This is a genomic window from Candidatus Lernaella stagnicola (assembly GCA_030765525.1).
Taxonomy (GTDB): Bacteria; Lernaellota; Lernaellaia; order Lernaellales; family Lernaellaceae; genus Lernaella; species Lernaella stagnicola.
In genome coordinates this window covers 191,149-209,704 of the sequence record JAVCCK010000038.1, presented here as the reverse complement: position 1 = coordinate 209,704, position 18,556 = coordinate 191,149, and the positions used below count along the sequence as shown (strand labels likewise).

16 protein-coding genes are annotated in these 18,556 nt (G+C 61.5%); 4 read left to right on the top strand and 12 right to left on the bottom strand.

Annotation, left to right across the window (positions count from 1 at the left end; translation table 11 throughout):
- Positions 1-15: 15 nt before the first annotated feature.
- The 3 genes from P9L99_17935 to P9L99_17925 are packed head-to-tail and all read right to left on the bottom strand — an operon-like array spanning position 16 to position 2,403.
- Positions 16-771, bottom strand: coding sequence for a 16S rRNA (uracil(1498)-N(3))-methyltransferase (locus P9L99_17935; protein MDP8225246.1), 756 nt, complete (start codon positions 769-771; stop codon positions 16-18).
- A complete protein-coding gene (locus P9L99_17930; protein ID MDP8225245.1) occupies positions 741-1,628 on the bottom strand; it encodes a 50S ribosomal protein L11 methyltransferase in 888 nt (295 codons plus the stop codon). Before P9L99_17930 ends, P9L99_17935 begins: the two co-directional genes overlap by 31 nt.
- The gene (locus P9L99_17925) at positions 1,612-2,403 is read right to left on the bottom strand and encodes a lysophospholipid acyltransferase family protein (GenBank protein ID MDP8225244.1); all 792 of its coding nucleotides are present in this window, start codon (positions 2,401-2,403) and stop codon (positions 1,612-1,614) included. The genes P9L99_17930 and P9L99_17925 overlap by 17 nt, the downstream gene beginning before the upstream one ends.
- A 50-nt stretch (positions 2,404-2,453) precedes the next feature.
- Between P9L99_17925 and sppA the strand changes: the two genes are divergently transcribed.
- Complete coding sequence (gene sppA, locus P9L99_17920) at positions 2,454-4,142, top strand: signal peptide peptidase SppA (GenBank protein MDP8225243.1); 1,689 nt, start codon at positions 2,454-2,456, stop codon at positions 4,140-4,142.
- 7 nt (positions 4,143-4,149) lie between these two features.
- On the opposite strand, the gene P9L99_17915 is transcribed toward sppA, so the two are convergent.
- Positions 4,150-4,731, bottom strand: coding sequence for a hypothetical protein (locus tag P9L99_17915; GenBank protein MDP8225242.1), 582 nt, complete (start codon positions 4,729-4,731; stop codon positions 4,150-4,152).
- Between the two features lie 53 nt (positions 4,732-4,784).
- Complete coding sequence (locus tag P9L99_17910; protein MDP8225241.1) at positions 4,785-6,062, bottom strand: hypothetical protein; 1,278 nt, start codon at positions 6,060-6,062, stop codon at positions 4,785-4,787.
- A 250-nt stretch (positions 6,063-6,312) separates the two neighbouring features.
- On the opposite strand from P9L99_17910, the gene P9L99_17905 reads away from it, so the two are divergent.
- On the top strand, positions 6,313-7,179 hold the full coding sequence (locus P9L99_17905) for a hypothetical protein (GenBank protein MDP8225240.1): 867 nt from the start codon (positions 6,313-6,315) through the stop codon (positions 7,177-7,179).
- Here the strand turns inward: P9L99_17905 and P9L99_17900 are convergent.
- Complete coding sequence (locus tag P9L99_17900; protein ID MDP8225239.1) at positions 7,176-8,297, bottom strand: DegT/DnrJ/EryC1/StrS family aminotransferase; 1,122 nt, start codon at positions 8,295-8,297, stop codon at positions 7,176-7,178. The genes P9L99_17905 and P9L99_17900 overlap by 4 nt on opposite strands.
- Before the next feature lie 151 nt (positions 8,298-8,448).
- On the opposite strand from P9L99_17900, the gene P9L99_17895 reads away from it, so the two are divergent.
- A complete protein-coding gene (locus P9L99_17895) occupies positions 8,449-9,117 on the top strand; it encodes a penicillin-insensitive murein endopeptidase (protein ID MDP8225238.1) in 669 nt (222 codons plus the stop codon).
- On the opposite strand, the gene P9L99_17890 is transcribed toward P9L99_17895, so the two are convergent.
- The gene (locus P9L99_17890) at positions 9,081-10,115 is read right to left on the bottom strand and encodes an SGNH/GDSL hydrolase family protein (GenBank protein MDP8225237.1); all 1,035 of its coding nucleotides are present in this window, start codon (positions 10,113-10,115) and stop codon (positions 9,081-9,083) included. The two genes, P9L99_17895 and P9L99_17890, sit on opposite strands and share 37 nt — an antisense overlap.
- A gap of 164 nt (positions 10,116-10,279) precedes the next feature.
- Here P9L99_17890 and P9L99_17885 point away from each other — a divergent pair, with 164 nt between their 5' ends.
- On the top strand, positions 10,280-12,229 hold the full coding sequence (locus P9L99_17885; protein ID MDP8225236.1) for a TonB-dependent receptor: 1,950 nt from the start codon (positions 10,280-10,282) through the stop codon (positions 12,227-12,229).
- Here P9L99_17885 and P9L99_17880 read toward each other — a convergent pair.
- From P9L99_17880 to P9L99_17860, 5 genes are all read right to left on the bottom strand, one after another.
- Complete coding sequence (locus P9L99_17880; GenBank protein ID MDP8225235.1) at positions 12,226-12,846, bottom strand: TetR/AcrR family transcriptional regulator; 621 nt, start codon at positions 12,844-12,846, stop codon at positions 12,226-12,228. The genes P9L99_17885 and P9L99_17880 overlap by 4 nt on opposite strands.
- A gap of 45 nt (positions 12,847-12,891) precedes the next feature.
- Entirely contained in the window at positions 12,892-13,851 is a 960-nt protein-coding gene (gene hflK / locus P9L99_17875) for an FtsH protease activity modulator HflK (GenBank protein ID MDP8225234.1), read from the bottom strand.
- Positions 13,848-14,732 (bottom strand): protease modulator HflC, encoded by an 885-nt coding sequence (locus P9L99_17870; GenBank protein ID MDP8225233.1) that lies wholly within the window; start codon positions 14,730-14,732, stop codon positions 13,848-13,850. Before P9L99_17870 ends, hflK begins: the two co-directional genes overlap by 4 nt.
- Positions 14,732-17,053 (bottom strand): SO_0444 family Cu/Zn efflux transporter, encoded by a 2,322-nt coding sequence (locus P9L99_17865; protein MDP8225232.1) that lies wholly within the window; start codon positions 17,051-17,053, stop codon positions 14,732-14,734. Before P9L99_17865 ends, P9L99_17870 begins: the two co-directional genes overlap by 1 nt.
- A gap of 90 nt (positions 17,054-17,143) precedes the next feature.
- Positions 17,144-18,532, bottom strand: a complete 1,389-nt coding sequence (locus P9L99_17860; GenBank protein ID MDP8225231.1) for a radical SAM protein — start codon at positions 18,530-18,532, stop codon at positions 17,144-17,146.
- Positions 18,533-18,556 lie beyond the last annotated feature (24 nt).

The following is an 18,556-nucleotide window of genomic DNA, read 5'->3' as shown; positions in this document are numbered from 1 at the left end:
GCAAACGAACGGCGATCACGCCAGGTCGCCACACGCCCCCTGAACGACGGCCAACGCGGCGACGGCGGCGGTCTCCGTGCGCAGGATTCGGGTTCCAAAGCGCACGATTTGCCAACCGGCGTCACATATTTGCACTTGTTCAGTCGTCGACAGGCCACCTTCCGGTCCAATAATGAGCCAAATCGGTCGCCGAATGTGACCGGTTAGTGTCGCGTTTAGCGTCGAAGACGCCGTGGGATCCAGCGCTAAGCGGGTGGCGTCGGGCCCGGCGCGGTCCAGCACAGCGGCCAGACTGTCGAGATATTCGATCGGCGGCACCACGTTGCGACCGCACTGCGCGCACGCTCCCTGCGCCGTGATGGCGAGTCGTTCCAGCTTGCGTTCCACCTGCGCGGGCGACCAACGAACCACGCTGTGCTCGGCGGCAAAAACGACGATCGCCGCCGCGCCCAGTTCGACGACCTTCTGGCAAATCCACTCCGGCTTCTCGCCTTTGGAAAGCGCCAGGGCCATCGTCACGGCCAGCGGCGATTCGCGGTCGACGACGACGAGGTCTTCGCATTCCAACCACACTCGATCACGCTGCACTTCGCGGATCACGGCGGGCGCTTCACGACCCTGGCCGTCGAACAACACAACGCGTTGCCCCGGCCGGGCACGCAAGACGTGCGCGAGGTGGTGGGCGGCCTCACCGGTAAGCTCCATCGGCCCGGCGACCGCGTACGGGGCGTAGTGCCGGCTTAGCGGCGCGTGAGTTCCAGCAGCGTCCATTCGTCTTGTTCTTCCTCCCCGACTAGGTCGAAGCCGCGATCCAAAAAGGGTAGCAGCGCGTCGGATTTGCCGGCGGCCAAAATGCCGGTTAGGGCCAATCGCCCGCCGGGCGCGGTGAGGCGTTCGAGTTCGTCGAGCATCTCCACAATCGTGGGGGTGGTGATGTTGGCCACCACGAACGCATACGGCCCAACGATTTTTTCGATGCCCTCGCGGGCGAACGAACAGCGGTCTTCCAGCTTGTTGAGCACGGCGTTATCGCGGGCGCAGTCGATGGCAACCTGGTCGATGTCGATGCCCAGCGTCGAGTGGGCGCCGACAGTGACGGCCACTAACGAAAGCAGCCCGGTGCCGGTACCTACATCCAGCATGTCGATGCCGGGGTGCTCGCGCACGTATCGCTCGACGCTGCGGGCGGCCAGTTGGGTGGTGGCGTGGGTGCCGAAGCCGAAGGCCATCTTGGGTTCGATAATCAGGCGCCGTTTACCGGGCGGGGCGGGCAGATCTTCCCACGAAGGCTGCACGACCAGGGTGGGCGTGAGCGGCGTCTGCTTGAAATGCTTCATCCAAGCGGTGGCCCAATCGGCGTTTTGTTGTTCGTCGATGGTGATGGTTGTCGTGCGGATCGCCGGTTCGAATTCTGCCATCTCGTTTACGATGCGTTCGGTTTGCGCGGCGTAGACATCGATTTGTCGGCGTTCATCGCCGTAGACAATCAACCGCTTGCCCGTGGCGGTGTCCTGCTCTTCCAGACCGCGCAGGCCGACTTCAAACAGTTCGGCGGCCACCCAGTCGGAAAACTCCGCCGGTACGTCGATGATCAAGCGGTATAAAACGGCCTCAGTTTTTTGGTTCATGGTCGCCCCCTTTGGCGGGGGGCAGGTCGAAGCCCGGCTTGCCGACCGGGTCGCCGCCCCACCAGGCATCGCAGCGGTCGGCCATTTCGTTCATGACGGCGGTCACGTGTCGCCGCAGGTCTTCCATTTGTTGCTCGTCGGCGTCCGGCGGCACGAAAACGGGCTCCCCGTGCAGCACAACGATTTTGGTAAAGGGCACGGGAAGGAAATAGCGATCCCACGATTTGAACACGATGCGTCGCTTGGCGCCGCACATCATGGGGATGATCGGCAGGCCGGTCTCGCGGGCGATTTTGATGGTGCCCATTTTGAGTTCCCGCGCGGGGCCTTTGGATCCGTCGGCCATCATGCCGGCTTTGTGGCCTTCGCGGCGATTGAGCAGGTCGATCAATTCGCGCATGGCGGCGCTACCGTCGCGGGTGCCGCTGCCGCGCACGGAATAGAAGCCGAGCTTGAGGCCCAAGGCGTTGGCGTACTCGCCCGCTTTGCTGCGGCTGACCATCATCGTGACGTGTCGCGCGCCGAAGTCTTGAAAGAACCACCACATGCGCTGATGCCACGTGGGGTAGATGCAACCGCCGTACTGTTTCAACGCCGCGAGTTCGCGCTCTTCGTGTTCGCGATGCACAACGTGGCAACTGGCATTCCATAAGCGCAGGAGGAAAGCCACGACCGGCGGCGCGACGGTCAGCACTACCTTATCCAGCCACGTGAGCCGGTATTTGTTTTTCGGAGACATGGCAGCAGGATAGAAGTGCGCCGTAACTTGCGTCAAGCGACGCCATCAGGCACATTGATTCATCGAGATGCTCAAGGGGGGTGAACGTGGGTTTACTAAGCGGCTTTTTCGGTAGTTTGCGGCGTGCCTGGTCGGCCACGACGTGGGGATTGGCCGAGTTCACGTGGCGGCGCGCTCGTTATGACACGGTGGAAATTGAGTTGAGCGGCGCTTTTCCCGAGCGTTGGGCGGCGCAATCGCCGCTCCAATTGATGCGCCCGCGCTCCATGTCGCATCGCGATTTATTGGATTTGCTCAATCATCTCGCGGGCGACGACCGCGTTCGCCGCGTCATCCTCTCGTTCGGTCCCATGGCGACCGGCCTGGCGCGCATCCAGGAATTGGGGCGGGCTCTGGATCGCCTGCGAGCCGCGGGCAAGGAAATCGTAGCCAATATCGAAAGCATGATCGGCACACGCGAATACCTGTTGGCGGCGCGTTGTTCGCGGCGCGTGATGGCGCCCTCGGCAATGCTCGCCCTGACGGGCTTCAACATGGAACTAACCTACTTGCGCGGTTTGCTGGACAAGGCCGACGTCGAACCGGAACTCCTCGTGGCCGGCAAGTACAAGAACATGGCCGAAACCTTCATGCGCAAAAGCGCGAGCCGCGCGGCGTCGGAAATGACCGAAGGATTGCTCGACGAACTCTACGGGCAGTTGCTCGATGACCTGGGCGAAGCGCTCGGCAAGAAAAAAGCCGCGGTGGCCAAGCTCGTGGATGGCGGCCCCTATTCGGCGGAGCGGGCGCGGCAGGCGGGTTTGGTGGACGAGTTGCTCTACCGCGACGAATTGCTGGACTCGATGGATGCCGGCCACGAGAAAAAAATCGTGCAGGGCCGACGCTACGGACGTTTCGTGCAGCGCCACCAACGTCGTCGCGCCCGGATGATCGGCGCGCCGGTCGTGGCGCTCGTGCACGTGACCGGCGCCATTCGCGACGGCCGGGGAGACGCGGGGCGCGGCATGCCCGGCGCGGGCGGTTATGTGCGGCTGTTCCGCAAGATACGGCGCAACAGCGCGGTTAAAGCGGTCGTGCTGCGGGTGTCGAGTCCCGGCGGCGTGGCAGGCGGTTCGGATTTAATGCGCCGCGAATTGCAGCTTTTGGCGGCGGCCAAGCCACTGGTGGTCAGCATGGGCGACGTGGCCGCGTCCGGTGGATACATGATCGCCGTGCCGGGCAAAATGATTCTGGCCGAGCGCGGCACGCTGACCGGGTCCATCGGCGTAGTGGCGGGGAAGTTCGCGATTTCGGGGTTGCTGGCGAAGCTCGGGATCAACGTGGAGTCGCACCGTCGCGGCGACGCGGCCGGCGTGTTTTCCGGCATGAGCCGTTTTTCGGAGATTGAAAGAAAGCGCATGACCGAGATCATCAAATCCAGCTACGAATCGTTCAAGGGTACCGTGGCCGAAGGCCGGGGCATGTCCAAGCGTAAGATCAACGCCGTGGCCGAGGGCCGGGTGTGGACCGGCAGCGAAGCCTTGGCCGGCGGCCTGATCGACGATCTGGGCGGGCTGGGCGACGCGCTGCAAAAGGCAAAAGACCTGGCGGGCGGCGTCGAGGGCGAGCCGGTTCGGTTGTGGGAATTGCCGGTGGTGCCGGGACCGTGGCGTATGCTGCTTTCGATGGGCGAGGCGCGCGTGGAACTGCCGTCGCCGCTTAACCGTATCGAAATCTGGCGGGAAATGGCCGCGGGTCCGTACGCCGGTTTACCTTTCGAACTCGACCTGCGGTAACGCCGGATTAATGTATGAAGGGAAATTCCTCACCTGATCCTTTGGCATGCACGGTCGTGAACGTGTAACCTTCAGAATTGCACGAACCGAATTCGAATGTCACGTCTGGGTCGTCGAGTAACGTCGAATCGAAAACAAGTAGTGAATCGAGGCTATCGGTATATGTCGACGGCTTCGCCGAGAGGTAGTAGATCTCTTCAGCTGACTTGGCGTTGCGGCCGGCGCTTTGCGCCGAGGCGTCGTAGGCTTTGGAGCGCAGGTGTATGAAGTTCGGGATGGCGATCAACGCCAGAATGCCGACGACAAAAATTACCGCAAAGACGATCGCAACAATGATGCCGACCGTGCTCGCGGAACTGAGCCCTTGCGGCCTGGGTTGTTGGACCATGTGAGGGGGCACGCCGCCCGGGGGCGGTTGCAAACCTCCGGCCTGCGGCGGGGGTCGAAACGTGGCCGCGGGCTCCGCCGCCGCCGGTTCCAGCGGCACGGTAAAGAGCCCTTTGCAATGCGGGCATTGCACGGTCAATCCCGGCTTCAGCCCTTTCAAGTCGATATGGCCCGCGCAATGCGGGCACGAAGCCAGTTTCACGATTCGCTCCTACTCTCGTCACGCATTTGGCGCGCGGGTCGCTTCTACATAGGCTACGCCTCTTCGGCCGGGTCTTGGAAACGACGCATGGCCATCTCTGAAAAGTTGATGGCAAACATGTTGTCGTAATCGGCGATGATTTCGGCGACGGCGCCTTTGCGACTGGCGGCCAATTGTTCCAGCAATGTGGTGTTGAACTCGTCGACTCCGGCCAGCACGAGGCACTCTTCGGCTCCCGCGGCGCGCGCGGCATCGGTGTCGACTTTTTTTCCCGTTACGACCACCACCGTGGGTTCTCCGAGCTTTCCCAAATCGTCGGCCAAATCGGCGAAGTCTTCCGGTTTCACTTCGTCATCGGCCAACACAAACACCAACGGTGTGCCGTCGAAGGTCGCGGCGATCACGGCCGTTCCGGCGGGCCCTTCGATATCGATGATGTTGTGCCGGGGCACGCCCATTTTTCGCAGGAGGTCGACGAGGATGACGCGGCTGACCCAGCTTTTGCGAATGAACTCGCGTTTTTCCTTGGGTAGTATCAGCATGCGGCGCACGTTTTCCAGGTCGAGTTCGTCGCCGTTGACATCGCGGACGCCGGCGGATTTCAGCGCTTCCAAGCCGGCGCGATCCTTGGCGCGAATCAGGGGTTTGCCGGTCAGCATGCTGTAGACGATCACATCTTCGTCGAAGAAGTCGGCTTCAAAAAGCTTGTCGATGAAGTACTCGACTTCATCGGCGTCGTCGCGGTCGGCGAGCCATTCATCGAGGATGATTTCGCCTTTATCCGTTTTAAGGGCATCGAGGAAGGGCGCGATTTTCGCTTCGCGCAAAATCGCGGCCAATTCGAGGTGTGTATCTTCGATGACGGCGGGTTGACCAATTTCCCCGAGTCCTTCGGCGCCGATGCCGGGTTCAGTCCAGGCGACTTCTTCGGCGTTGAATTCGACTTCGAGAATGGTCGAGATGCTCGAGCACAAGCGCTCGAGTTCATCGGAATCCGAGCCGACGGGGGCGATCATGCCGGCTTCGAAATTCACCTCGGGGTCCAGGGCGCCGGGGTCGTCGAAGGGATCGTCGGTTTTCTTTTGGCCGGGTTGTCGCCGGCACTTGAGGTAGAGCAGTTTGTCGTCGTCTAGGAAAAACAGGTCGCCGGTGAGGCTTCCCTTTTGCGGCGCTACCGCCGACAACGGCACACCGAAGGCGGCCGCGGCTTTTTCGCGCAGGGCAGCCAACGCGCCGGCGAACCCGTCCTTGGCCAGATCTTCAGTGATTTTGTAGAATTCGAAATTCTCGATGACGATGCTGGTAGCGCGGCGATACAACTGCAGAAGCATAGCGTCCTCCCGCCTTCTTGAAATCAAAATGAGTTAACCCTTCTCGCGACTATAGTATTCTCGATTTTCCTTTGTCAACAAAACGGTGTTGCTTGACAAGAACCAGCCGCTCCAGCAATATGCCATTCGGTTACACAAAGTCGCATTAACGGTCTGGGGCGGTCACTTTCAGTGCATCTTTGCGAGGGCAGAGAAGGCTCGTCGCATCGCTTCAGCGCCCTCGTAAGTGCGTTTAGGATGTTGACGAGGCTTGGAAGCAATGCTCTACCTGATTTTCTCCATCCTTTGCTCTGCGTTAGCCGTCAGCGTCGCGCGCGTCACTTTCCAAACAAAAACAGCACCCTTGGGCACCGGAGCGGTCGCCATGGCGTTCGCCGCGGCGGCGGCGGTCGTGTTTTCGGCGGTGACGGGGCAGTTCAGCGAATTTGGCGGACTGGTTGCCGTGTTTGGAGTTATTACCGGCATCACCTTCGCGATGGCATGCTACTTTTTGTCCCGCGGCCTGGAAGAGAAAACCTTCGCACTTTCGCCGCCTCTAATACGGGTGAGCATGGCGGCGCCGATTCTGCTGGCGCTGTTTTTTATCGATGGGCTGGACTCGGTCACGCAAATGGCGGCGATCGGGATCGTTGTGGTGGGTGTAGCGGCGGCGGTGTTGGTGTGGGAGGGGCGATCACCCGATGCGGAGAAGAGCGGCGGGCTGCAAAGCCGCCCACTGAATACTATCTTCGTGCTGGCGGTTTTCGCGTTTGTCTTTCTGGGCATGCAAGCCTTCAACGCGGTGGTACTCAATCAGCACGAAAGCGGTCTGTTCCTGATTTTCATGTTTGCGTCGGCGGCGGTCGTGTTGCTGGCCTTGGGAATGGCGCGCAAGCAGAATATCAGCGGCGTACCCCAAGCAGCCGCTGTGGGCTTGCTGCTTTTCGGCGGGTATTTATTTCTGCTGTTGTCGCTGGCGCGGCTGCCGAATTGGCAAGTGTTCGGATTCGTGACCGGCGGGCATCTGGCGTTGGGTCTGGCCGTGGGCGTGCTGCTCGGGCGCGATAAGCTCAAGCCGTTGGGATACGTCGGATTGGCGGCGGCGGCGGCCGGCGCCGTGTTGATTCTGCTGAGCTAACCCGCGGCGTAAAACGCGGCGATCGCCGCGGCAACTTCCCCTTGCATGGCCCTGGTCAATTCCGGATATACCGGCAACGAGAGCACTTCGCGTGACGCCTTTTCGGCCTCCGGGAAATCACCTTCCGCGTAACCCAAATCGGCGAAGCAGGGCTGCACGTGCAGGCCATGCGGATAGTAGACGGCGCAGCCGATACCACGCTCGCGCAGGTAGGCCAGCAGGTCGTCGCGCCGCGCGGCCCGCACCGTGTACTGGTTGAAAATGTGCCGCCCGTGACCGGTTGCGGGCAAGCGAACCGCATTTGCCGGTACTCCGGCGGCCTCGAAAACCTCCACGTAACGCTCGGCGTTGGCCTGGCGGGCGGTGTGCCAGCCGTCGAGATACGGCAGCTTCACCAACAACACCGCCGCTTGCATCGCGTCCAACCGGAAATTGCCGCCGACCACGTGGTGCACGTAGGGCGGGTCCATGCCGTGGTTGCGCAGCAGAGCCACGCGGCGGGCGGTCTCGGCGTCGCGCACGGTAAGCAGGCCGCCGTCGCCGAAAGCGCCGAGGTTTTTGCTGGGGAAGAAGCTGAAGCAGCCGTAATGCCCGACACTGCCGGCGCGGCGACCGCGTGCGTCTTCACAGCCGATGGCCTGGGCGGCGTCTTCGATCAGGGCGATGCCCCGCTTTTCACACTCGGCGAGCAGGCGGTCGCACTCGCACCAGCGGCCGAAAAGATGGACGAGGACGACGGCCTTGGTTTTGTCGGTTATCGCCGCGAGCGCTTTTTCTTCGTCGAGGTTGAAACTTGCCGGGTCGATGTCGGCGAACACGGGTGTGGCGCCCACGCGCACAATCGCGCCGACGGTGGCGAAGAAGGAAAAGGGCGTGGTGACGACTTCGTCGCCCGGTCCGACACCGGCGTTCATGAGCGCCATGATGAGCGCGTCGCTGCCCGAGGAGACGCCGAGCGCCGCATCGACTCCGCAATACGCGGCGGTTTCTCGCTCGAACTGTTCCACGAGAGGGCCGAGGATGAAGCGTCCGGAGCGGCAGACTTCGAGCACGCGGGCTTCGATTTCCTCGCCGATTTGGGCGTATTGGGCTTGCAGGTCAAGTAGTGGTACTGCCATGCCGAAAACTCCTTAAAGGGCTCCGCGTCCGGTCCCCTTTCCGAAGGCGGCGGGGGGCGTTGCGGAAGCCGCTGGAAACGGCGCGCAGTGTAGCAAAGAGCTAACCGGCGTGCCACTTTATTTTCACGGAGCGTGACGTTAGACTTCCATGATGAAACAGAAACTCGCGATATTAGGCACTTTATTGTTGGCATTGAGCCTCGCAGCCTGTTCGGGCATGCGCCGGATTCCCGAAAAGACCGGTAGTGTCGGGCGCTGCAACGACGGCTACCTGGTCGGCGGCGTGCAATTGCCCTCGAGCGGCGAGATTATTGTACTTGAACCGCAATTCGCGTACGGCACGCCGACGCTGGTGCACAGCATCGAAGCCGCCGCGGCCGATATGCGGGCCAATTATCCGGACACGGTGTCGATGGTCGTCGGGCATTTATCGCGGCCCGAGGGCGGTCCCTTACGACCGCATAAAAGCCACCAAAGCGGACGCGATTTCGACGTCGCCTATTACGCCAAGGACAACCAGCTCATCCGCGGTTTCGTCGATATGCGCCGCGGCAAACTCGACGTGGCCAAGACCTGGGAATTCATCGAGTTGATGCTCGAGCACGCCGACGTCCAGTACATTTTGATGGATTGGGATGTTCAGAAAATCATGTATGAGGAACTGAGACTATTCGAGTCGGAGTGGAAGCTCCGGAAGCTGTTTCAGTATCCCCGGAAGCCCGGTAACCGCACGGGCGTCATCCGCCACGCGCCCAGCCACCACAACCACATGCACATCCGCATTCACTGTCCCGACGACGACTGGTTCTGCCTCGACTGAGCCAATTCGTCCGCGAGGCAGGCCGCGATTTTCGCGTTGCCCTGCGCCGTCCAATGAATGCCGTTCTTCTGGTAGAGGGTCGCAAATTGCGAACCGAGGCATCGTTGTGCCACGACCACGGGCACATTGAGCTGCCGGGAGCGCTTGATCATTTCGCCGCTGAGAGAATCAATGAAGGATTGCTCGATGAAGTCATGCCGGTTCATGCGCTCGGGAACGATCGCCTCGGTAACGAACACCACGGCGACGCCGCGTTCACGCAAGCGACGTGTCATGCTCTCCAGATTGGCGCCGTATTCCTCACGCGTGACGCGCATCACGGGGCGCGGAAACAGCACGTACCGGAAGGCGGCCGCCTCGCCGACGCGATAAAGATGAAACGAGCGCAACAACATCAACAGCCGCGAGGTCGGGCGGTACGTCGATTCGCGGAAGTGTACTTTGAACGAGTCGTTCAACCCGCCGTAGGCGATGACCACGGTGTCGGGATCGAGGTCGAGGGCGTCGGGGATGCCGCGCGCCAGTCCGTAGAAAGTGGACGATCCCGGCACGCCCAGGTTGTATACACGGGCGTCTTTTCTTTTCCGGCGAAGTAGCTGTTCGAGGCTCGCCGGGAAGGTTTCCTCATCGTTGACACTGCCTCCCCAGGTGGTCGAGCCGCCCAGGCAAACCACGACGGGATCGGCCGTTGGCGCGGGGGGCGGCGAGTCATCGCCGTTACCGCGAATGAAAAACGAGCCGTGGCTTTTCATCGTGCAATAGGTGCCGGGGGCATACTCGACGCGGTCTTGAACCGAGTAGACAAAGCGATAGAAGAGCATGCGATCGTACGCGGGGAACTCGGGTATCCAAGTGATGCGATACGGAACGTGATACACGCGCAGCGTAAACTCCATCGAGAACAACAACAGGCACAACACGAGCAACCAATGGTGGCGGAGGGCGCGGGTCAAGCGCGGCAGGTGTTTCAAAGCGAAGCGAAACAACGCGGTGACCATGACTCAACCCACGCGGCGTATGCCGCGAAGAAATGGGCGCGCGGGCACCCGGTTGACGTGAAGGAGCGCTGCCATCTTCACTCTGCAGGACAGGCGGGGCAAGCCCGGCGAGGCGGCGCGTGGAGAAACGCGTTCCTTGACAAGGCCGCCGGTACGCGGCGACGATGCCGCGAAACTTCCATGAGGTGTTGATGACGCGGGCGCTGCCGTGGGTGCTGCTGGTAACGTTGTTGGTGGGGATCGTGTGTCCGGCCGCGGCTGCCGAGCCCGAAGAAGACGACGTCGAACTGCCGCCCGTGACGGTCGCGGCCCGCCGGCTCAACGAATCGACCGAAGACCCGCCCGCCTTCGTGGAAGTGATCGAGATGAAAGACTACGCCGGGCGTTTCGTTTCGACCGAAGAGGTGTTGCGCCAGGCGGCAGGCGTGAACGTCAAGCAGTTCGGCGGGTTGGGGTCCACGGCGACGATTTCCATTCGCGGCGCGAACGCCAACCAGGTCGTGGTGCTGGTGGACGGCGTGCGCATGAACTCCTCGGCGGGCGGCGCGGTGGACGTGAGCACGATCTCCCCCGAGCAGATCGAGCGCATTGAGGTCATACGCGGCGGCGGCGGCGCGCTGTACGGTGAGGGCGCGGTCGGCGGCGTCGTGAACATCGTGACCAAGAAGGGTTCGGGAGCCGGTCAGTCCCAGATCGCGGCGACCTACGGTTCGTTCAACACCTTTCGCGGCGCGGCGTCCCACGCGGGGGCGAGCGATCACTGGAATTATCTCGCGGGGGCTTCCTACCTGCACAGCGACGGCAATTTTCCCTTCGACAACGACAACGGCACGACGCTGGATTCACGCGACGATTTCGAAGACACCCGCGCCAACAACGAATTGGACCAGCGCGACCTGCTGCTGCGGGTGGGCTACGCGCCCAGCGCTCAAGTCGACGTGACGCTGCAAAACGATTTCTTTTCCGCCGATTCCGGCGTGCCGGGCATCGTGACCTTTCCCTCGCGGTATGCACACCGCCGTTTGTGGCGGGACACGTCGACGCTAACCGCGGCGCTGACCGGTCTTGGCTTGCCGCAATTGGCGTTCAAGACGCGCTTGGCGCATCGCATCGAAAGCTTGGTGTTCCACGATCCGCGGGGCGAACAAACCGGCGTACCGCTTGCCTCGCGGCGTACCGAAACCGAACCCGGAGCGCAACAATCCATCAGTTACGCCTGGGGCGATCACCAATGGTGGACGCTGACCGGCGAATATCGCTATTCGCGATTGAGCGACCGTGATTTCGACGCGCCCGACCGCCATACGAGTTCGGGTTCGCTGTCGGACCAAGTGGTTTTGTGGCGGGAGATTGTCACGGTGGTCGGCGCGATTCGATACGACGATATCTCCGATACGGGCTCTCAGTGGAGCCCCAAAGGCGGGCTGGTGCTGAGGCCGTGGGAGCCGTTGGCGATCAAGGGCAACGTGGGGCGCAGTTACCGCGCGCCGAATTTTTCCGAGTTGTATTTCAGCCAGGGCTTGATGGTCGGTAATCCGGATTTGAAGCCGGAGGAAGCATTCCATTACGACGCGGGCCTGCGTCTGGACTTTTCGCCGTGGGTGTTTGTCGAAGGCGCGTTTTTCCGTAGTGAAGTGCGGCACTTGATCGAGTACCTGCTCATCAGTGGTTTTCGCTACGTGCCGTACAATTTCGGTCGCGCGACGATCACCGGCATAGAGTTGTCGTGGCGGATGCAGCCGGTGGATTGGTTTTCGCTCGCCGGGGCTTATACCTTCACCGACGCCATCGACGAAACCGATGATCCCAACCGCAAAGGGAAGCGGATTCCGGGCCGACCGCCGCACGTGGGGTTCGCCCGGGCCGAAGGGCACGCGGGGCTGGTTCGGCCTTTTGTTGAATACAACTATGTGGGCGAGAACTACATCACGCAGGCGAACACCAAGGTGTTGGCGGCGCGGGAAATTTGGAACGCGGGCGTGGTGTTCGTGGTCGCGCCGGGGCGACGCATCGGTTGGGAAGTGAAAAACCTGAGCGACCAACGCGCGGTGGACGTACGTGGTTTCCCGTTGCCGGGGCGGGCGTTCTATTTGTCGCTGGAATACGGGTTCTAAGGGACGCGAATCGCGGTCAGCAAAAAGTGCGTGAAGCGTTTGGCCTGATCCAGCACGTGAGCGCGCGTCATGCTGGGAATCATAGCCCAATCAACCCAACATTTATCGATCCAACTGTGAACGACCATGGCGACGGTCTCGCAGTCGAGATCCGAATGAAATTGATCGCGCGTGACGCCTTCACGCAGAACGCGAACGATGAGGCCTCTCAGGCGGTCGCGCATTTCGGTGTGCAGATCGGTAACCTTTGTGCCGAAAACCGGATCGCGTAGCGAAAGGCTGACAAGTTCGAAGATAATGGCATAGGCGCCGGGCGCTTCGCGAGAAGGCGGCAATAGCAGCTTGATGAATCGCCGCAGCAGTTTTTCCGGGTCGCTGATCTTCGCCGAAATGCGTTCGAGATTGTCCAGGTCACTGTCGAATTGCCGGCGGCAAACTTGATAGAAAAGGTCCTGCTTATCTTCGGCGACTTCGTACAAACTGCCCTTGCTGACGCGCGCCGTTCGCGCGACGTCTTCCAGCAACGTCCCGTTCACGCCGCGTTCGGAAAATAGGCGATGGGCGGTTTCCAGAATGGCTTCATGCCGGTCTTCGGGGCTGCGGGTTTTTGGGCTCACGCGCATTTCTCCAAAGGCAGGGGCAGGTGCGAATGCGGAGGGTCGCTATTTGCCGGCCTTTGCGCCCCCGGCGGGGCCGAACAAATTCAAGTCCAACGCGAATCTGGGGTCATGCAGCAAGACCACGGCACGTTGTATCACTTTTTCCATGTTTTTCAAATATAGGTCGGTGCGGGTGACTTGGCGGGCTAGGCGGTACTCGGCGAGAATGGCCAGAAATCGTTCGGCGTCACCTTCGGCGCGTTTGACGCGCTCGTCGGCCGTGGAACGCGATTCTTGTATGACTTTTTCCGCCTCGCCGCGGGACTGGGACATCGCCTGGTTGCGCTTGGATTGCGCCTCGTTGATGCGCTTGGCCTTCTCGCTTTTAGCGTCGGCGACCTTGCGAAAGCTCGCGGCGGCTTCCGCTGGCGGAATGATGGAAACCAGGCGCGTGGATATGACCGTAAGGCCGGCGCCGTATTTTTCGAGGGTTTGCTGCATGGCGCCGCGCAGGGCGACTTGAATGCGGCTTTTACCGGTGGTGAGGATTTCGTCGACCGGCATTTCGGCCAGTTGGTTTCCGAGCACGGCAGCGATGGACTGCGCGATGACCTTGTCCCAATCTTCGGCGCCGGTGAGATAGCGGCGAAAGTCGCTGATTTGGTACTGCACGGCGACATCGACCTCGATCAGGTTCTCGTCACCCGAGACCATCGATACCGTGCGCAGGGTTTGGCTCTTGAGCGTCATGCGACGCACTTCGGACGTGTTGACCATGGCGACGCGATGGATGGGCGCCGGGAGCCGGAGGTGAATGCCCGAGGCGATGTCGTCGCTAACCAGCTTGCCGAATCGGTACAGCGCGGCGGTTTGATTGGTGGGCACGGTGTAAATTCCCGATGCCAGGTACAACACAAGCACGACGACGGCCGCCGCGGCCAGCACGACAGCGCGGCGCGTGCGCCAGAAGCGGACGGCGTTCTGAATCAGGCGGACATCCAAGCCGGCGGGCGGTTTGTTCACGGCGCTCCCTTGTCGATCATTTTCCAGAGTTCGGAATCGCTGCGCAGAATGATCGTCGTGTCTTTGTCGATCATCTTGTCGTACGCTTCCAAGGTTCGCAGGAAGCGATAAAACTCCGGATCTTTGGTGTAGGCCTCGCCGTAAATACGAATGGCCTCGGCTTCTCCTTTGCCGCGAATACGCTGGGCGTCGCGGGCGGCTTCGGCAAGAATCTTGCGACTCTCGAGATTGGTTTCGGCCTCGATTTTCAACGCCGCTTCTTCGCCTTCGCTGCGGTATTTGGTAGCAATACGGTCGCGTTCGGCCCGCATGCGTTTGATCACGCTGGCACGGTTTTGCACCGGGAAATTGAAGGAATTGATCCGCACGTCCTCGACGGATATCCCGTAGGCGTTTTCCGTCGGCCCGCGGCAGATATCGGCGATTGCGCCATTAATTTCTTTGAGCTGCACTTTCTCGGGATCGACGTTGATGAAGCTGCCAAGCGCGTAGTTGCCGACAACCTCGTTGATGGCGGCGGTCATGATTTCCAAGAGTAAAATTTCGGCGTTCATGCGGCTGCGCACCTTGGCCAGAAAAGTGTGCTCGTCGGCGACACGCCAAACGGCAAAGGAATCAATCAGAATGTTCTTTTTGTCCTTGGTCAAAAACTCCGTGGGCACGTGGTCGAAAACCAGCAGCCGACTGTCGAATCGATAGACGGTGTCGATCGGCCACGGCGCCTTCAAATGCAGGCCGGGCTCGTACACGGCGTCCAGCGGGCCCATGAAGCGGGCGATGATGGCGGTTTCGGTCGCGTTGACCACGAAAAATATGGTGCGCAACCACCATGCGGCCAGTAAAACAAGAACCAGCAGCAACCCTTTTTTCCAACGCTTCATTAGTCAGCTCCCGTTTGCAGCAGCCCCGTCATGCCGCGGGTATCGCCGGACCATACGCGCAGCTTGGTGCGCGTGGCGGTGTCGGAGGGGATGAGGATTTTTTGACGCCGGGCCAAGCTGGTTTCCATCGCCTCGATGAACAAGCGCCACCGCGTTGCCGCCCGGTAGCGGGCGTATTGCGTGGCGCGGGCGCGAAAAGAGTCGGCGCGACCGGTGCTGTCAGCGACAACTTCGATGGCAAACGCGCTGGCGGTCGCCAAACGTTTGGCGGCGTCACCGCGGGCCTTGGGCAAGGCCTTTTCACGTGCGCCGTATGCTTGGTGGATAAGCGTTTCGCGATCTTCCATGGCGCTGGCCACGTCACGAAACGCCGCGACAGCGGCCACCGGCGGATGCAGGTCGACCGGGTACACGCCCAGCACTTCGATGCCGATGCCGTAGCGATCGAGCAGTTGCTGAATCGCCAGCGCCGCGTCGTCGGCCACGGATTTAATGCGCCCGGCCAGCACGCCGTCGATTTGCTCGGACGCGAGGCGTTCGCGCAGCACACTCTCGGCGCCCAGGGCGATCAAGTCGCGGTTTTTGGCGTAGTCGAAAAAGAACGCCGTCGGGTTGGCAATGCGGAAATGAATCGTGAACTTGGCCTCGAGGTTGTTTTCGTCGCCGATCAGATACATTCCCTCTTCCGGCTTGGCGTTCATCGTCGTGAAAAAGCTGTGCCAACCCGTATCGCTCACCACGGGCGGCGAATCACGCCAGCGGAGGATCTGCGCCGCGTCGGTGCGGAAACCCAAATCGGTTTTGCGGGTTTCGTGCACCCGGTAGATTTCCACGCGCTCGAAAGGCCAGGGTAGCCGGTAGTGAAGCCCGGCATCAATATCCGCCGCCACGAGTTTGCCCAGGCGCAGTTTGTAGCCGGCGTCGCCGGGACCGACGGTGTAAAATCCCGAGAGCCCGTAGGCGGCCACCAGCGCAACGATCACCGCCCAACGGTTGCGACGGCGACGGGGTGCGATGACGCCCGCCGGGGAGCGTATCGGCAAGAAGAGGTTGATCACTTCGATGATGCGCGTGCCCGTGCTTTTGAAGCTCACCCACTTGGTCGGCCAATCGAGGCGGTAGAAGCTCAGGCCCAGTAGCACCAGGAGCAGCAAGGCCGACAGCGCGGAAATCACCGTCCACAAACTGAAGGCGCCGGTTTCGGCCACGCGGCTGGTGATTTGCCAACCCGTCCAACTCAGCAAGGTGTTGAGCGCCATCCCGGAGAGGATGGCGACCAGGGAGATGGCCGTCAGGTAAATGCGCAGAAAGCGCCGGCCGTAGGCTTGGTTGATAATGAGCAGTGTCGCGGCGTTGGTCGCCGGCCCGGCCAGCAGAAACACGAGCGCCGCGCCCGGTGACAGCCCCTTGAGGATAAGCATCGCGGCGATGGGTGTGGACTCCACCGCGCAAACGTACATCGGCACTGAGAGAACCAGCACGAACAGCATGCTGCCCAACTGGCCGCCCGGGATGTTGGCGATCCAGGAATTGGGTACGACCGCCGCGATGACGCCGGCGAGAATAATGCCGAGCACGAACCACACGGAGATGTCGTCCATCATCTCGCGGAAGGCGTAGCGGTTGGCGTCCCTCACCAAAACCCGCAGGGGCACGGGGTCATGGTGATGGTTGTGTTCGGGGTCGAAATCGGGTGCGGCTTCGTCCACCGGCTCGACGTCCGGCCCTTCGGCGTTCGAACGTCGGTACAATCCAACGAAGGCCGCTGCCAACGATTTCCACAGGCCGCGGAAGCCAACGACGTGATAGCCCCCTTCATGCACGTGGGCGTCCTCGTCGATCTCGCAGGCCTCGGCATCGGGTAACACGACTTCGCCGTCATGATCGTCTGGGCGGTCGGTGCGCCCGGCGATGGATAGCACGGCAGCGAACATCGCGGTCAGAAGTGCCGCGATGGGGCGAACGATCGTCATCAGCGGACCGAGCAGCCCCCAGGTGATCACCAACGTGTCGACGCTGGTTTCCGGCGTGCTGATCAGGAACGACAGGTTGGCTTCGCGACTGGCCCCCTTGTCGCGGACACTCAACGAAACCGGCACCACGCCGCAGGAACAAATCGGCAGCGGCAATCCGAAGACGGCGGCGTAGAAGGCGCTGCGCAGATTGCCCCCGCCAAGGTAGCGGTGCACGCCCTTGGTGCGGATGGCGATTTTCGACCACCCGGCGAGGAACAGGCCGAGCAGCAGGAAGGGCGCCGTCTGCACGAAGACGACGTACACCATGCGCAGGGTTTCAATGATATATATCCAAGTGCCGCTCATGAAAATCTTACGCCTGACCGTAGGAGTTTGCTTTTTTTCCGCGAATTCAACCGGGCAAGTGTAATCGGTTTTGCTAGTGATGTGAAGGTTCTACGTGCGGCGTGCGCCACGTAGATTCCCTACTAAATCTATAAAAATAATAGGTAATGTTGACAGGTCGAGCATCGTACGCAGCCGCCGCCATTTACCGGGGCGGAAGTAGAAGCGCGCGTAGGAAAACAGGCGCAGCCAGGTGAGCCGCCATGCCGGATAATCTTGCAACTCGGCCGGCAGCGAATACTGCTGCTCGTAGTTTTCGTAGTCGCGATGCAGCACGCGAAGGTTGGCCTCGCCCACCGCCGCCAAATCTCCCGCCGGTGTGCCCGGGTAGGGAATGAAGGTGAAGTAGGCGACGAAATCCGGGTTCAACTCGCGGGAAAAACGCGCGGTGTCCAGCACGCTGCGGCGGTCGTCGTACGGCATGCCGAAGATGAACGAAACGTCGGACTCAATGCCCGCCTCACGGCACCAGGCGACAGCGTCGCGGGCTTGGGCAAGTGTCGTGTTTTTACGATTGGCGCGCAGCACGTGTTCGCTGCCGGATTCAGCACCGAACTGCAGCACGCGGCAGTTGGCGCGGCGCATCAGGTGGATCAATTCCCGGTCGACACAATCAAAGCGTGTGGCGGCGTTCCAGCGCAAGCGCGCGGGCAAGCCGGCGGCGATGATCGCCTCGCACAAGTCGACGATATGGCGGCGGTCGAGCGTGAAGGTCTCGTCGAAAAACTGAATGCCGTCGGCGCCCCACCGCTCCACGGCTTCGATCATTTCGGCCACGACGTCCTCGACGTTGCGGAAGCGCACGGTGCGGTAGTTGTCCTTTTTGCAAAAGAGGCAATTGAAAGGACAACCGCGTTTGGCCATGAGCGGGTAGTCCAGCGCGCCCGGCTCGTCGCGGTACATCGGCCGGGACAAATTCAGGTCGAACAGGTCCCAGGCCGGACGGGGCAAGGCGTCCAAATCCGGCGGCGTGATCGGTTCCCGCGGCGCCACCACGGCGCCGTCTTGGCGATGATACGCCCCGCCGATCCCGTGCGGATCCTCCCCACCCACCAACGCGACGATTGCCGCTTCGGCCTCCCCGTCGATGCCGAAATCGAAGACGGGGTAGTCGGCCATCGTTTGCTCAGGCGCGGCGCTCATGTGCCAGCCGCCGATGACCGTTTGCACCTCGGGATTGTTTTCCTTGGCGATGCCGGCCAGCCGCGCGGCCTGGACGATCTTGCAGGTGGGCGCCGAAAGCCCCAGCCAGTCGGGCCGCCAACGCGCCAAGTGCTCGGCAAAAGCGGCGTAGGGATCGCGGTGCAGCGAGGCGGAAAACGCTTCGACTTCGTGCCCGGCGTCGCGCAGCACGGCCGCCAAATACGCCAGCCCCAGGTTGGGGATGATGTACTTTTTGTAGCTCACCCGGTAGGGCGGATCGGCCAGCAACACGCGCACGCAAACTCCTTTGTCGAATTTACG

Coding starts and splice junctions, on each gene's coding strand:
- P9L99_17935 (MDP8225246.1), bottom strand. CDS start 771: ATGGACGCTGCTGGAACTCACGCGCCGCTAAGCCGGCACTACGCCCCG.
- P9L99_17930 (MDP8225245.1), bottom strand. CDS start 1,628: ATGAACCAAAAAACTGAGGCCGTTTTATACCGCTTGATCATCGACGTA.
- P9L99_17910 (MDP8225241.1), bottom strand. CDS start 6,062: ATGCTTCTGCAGTTGTATCGCCGCGCTACCAGCATCGTCATCGAGAAT.
- P9L99_17900 (MDP8225239.1), bottom strand. CDS start 8,297: ATGGCAGTACCACTACTTGACCTGCAAGCCCAATACGCCCAAATCGGC.
- P9L99_17895 (MDP8225238.1), top strand. CDS start 8,449: ATGAAACAGAAACTCGCGATATTAGGCACTTTATTGTTGGCATTGAGC.
- P9L99_17890 (MDP8225237.1), bottom strand. CDS start 10,115: ATGGTCACCGCGTTGTTTCGCTTCGCTTTGAAACACCTGCCGCGCTTG.
- P9L99_17885 (MDP8225236.1), top strand. CDS start 10,280: ATGCCGCGAAACTTCCATGAGGTGTTGATGACGCGGGCGCTGCCGTGG.
- P9L99_17870 (MDP8225233.1), bottom strand. CDS start 14,732: ATGAAGCGTTGGAAAAAAGGGTTGCTGCTGGTTCTTGTTTTACTGGCC.
- P9L99_17865 (MDP8225232.1), bottom strand. CDS start 17,053: ATGAGCGGCACTTGGATATATATCATTGAAACCCTGCGCATGGTGTAC.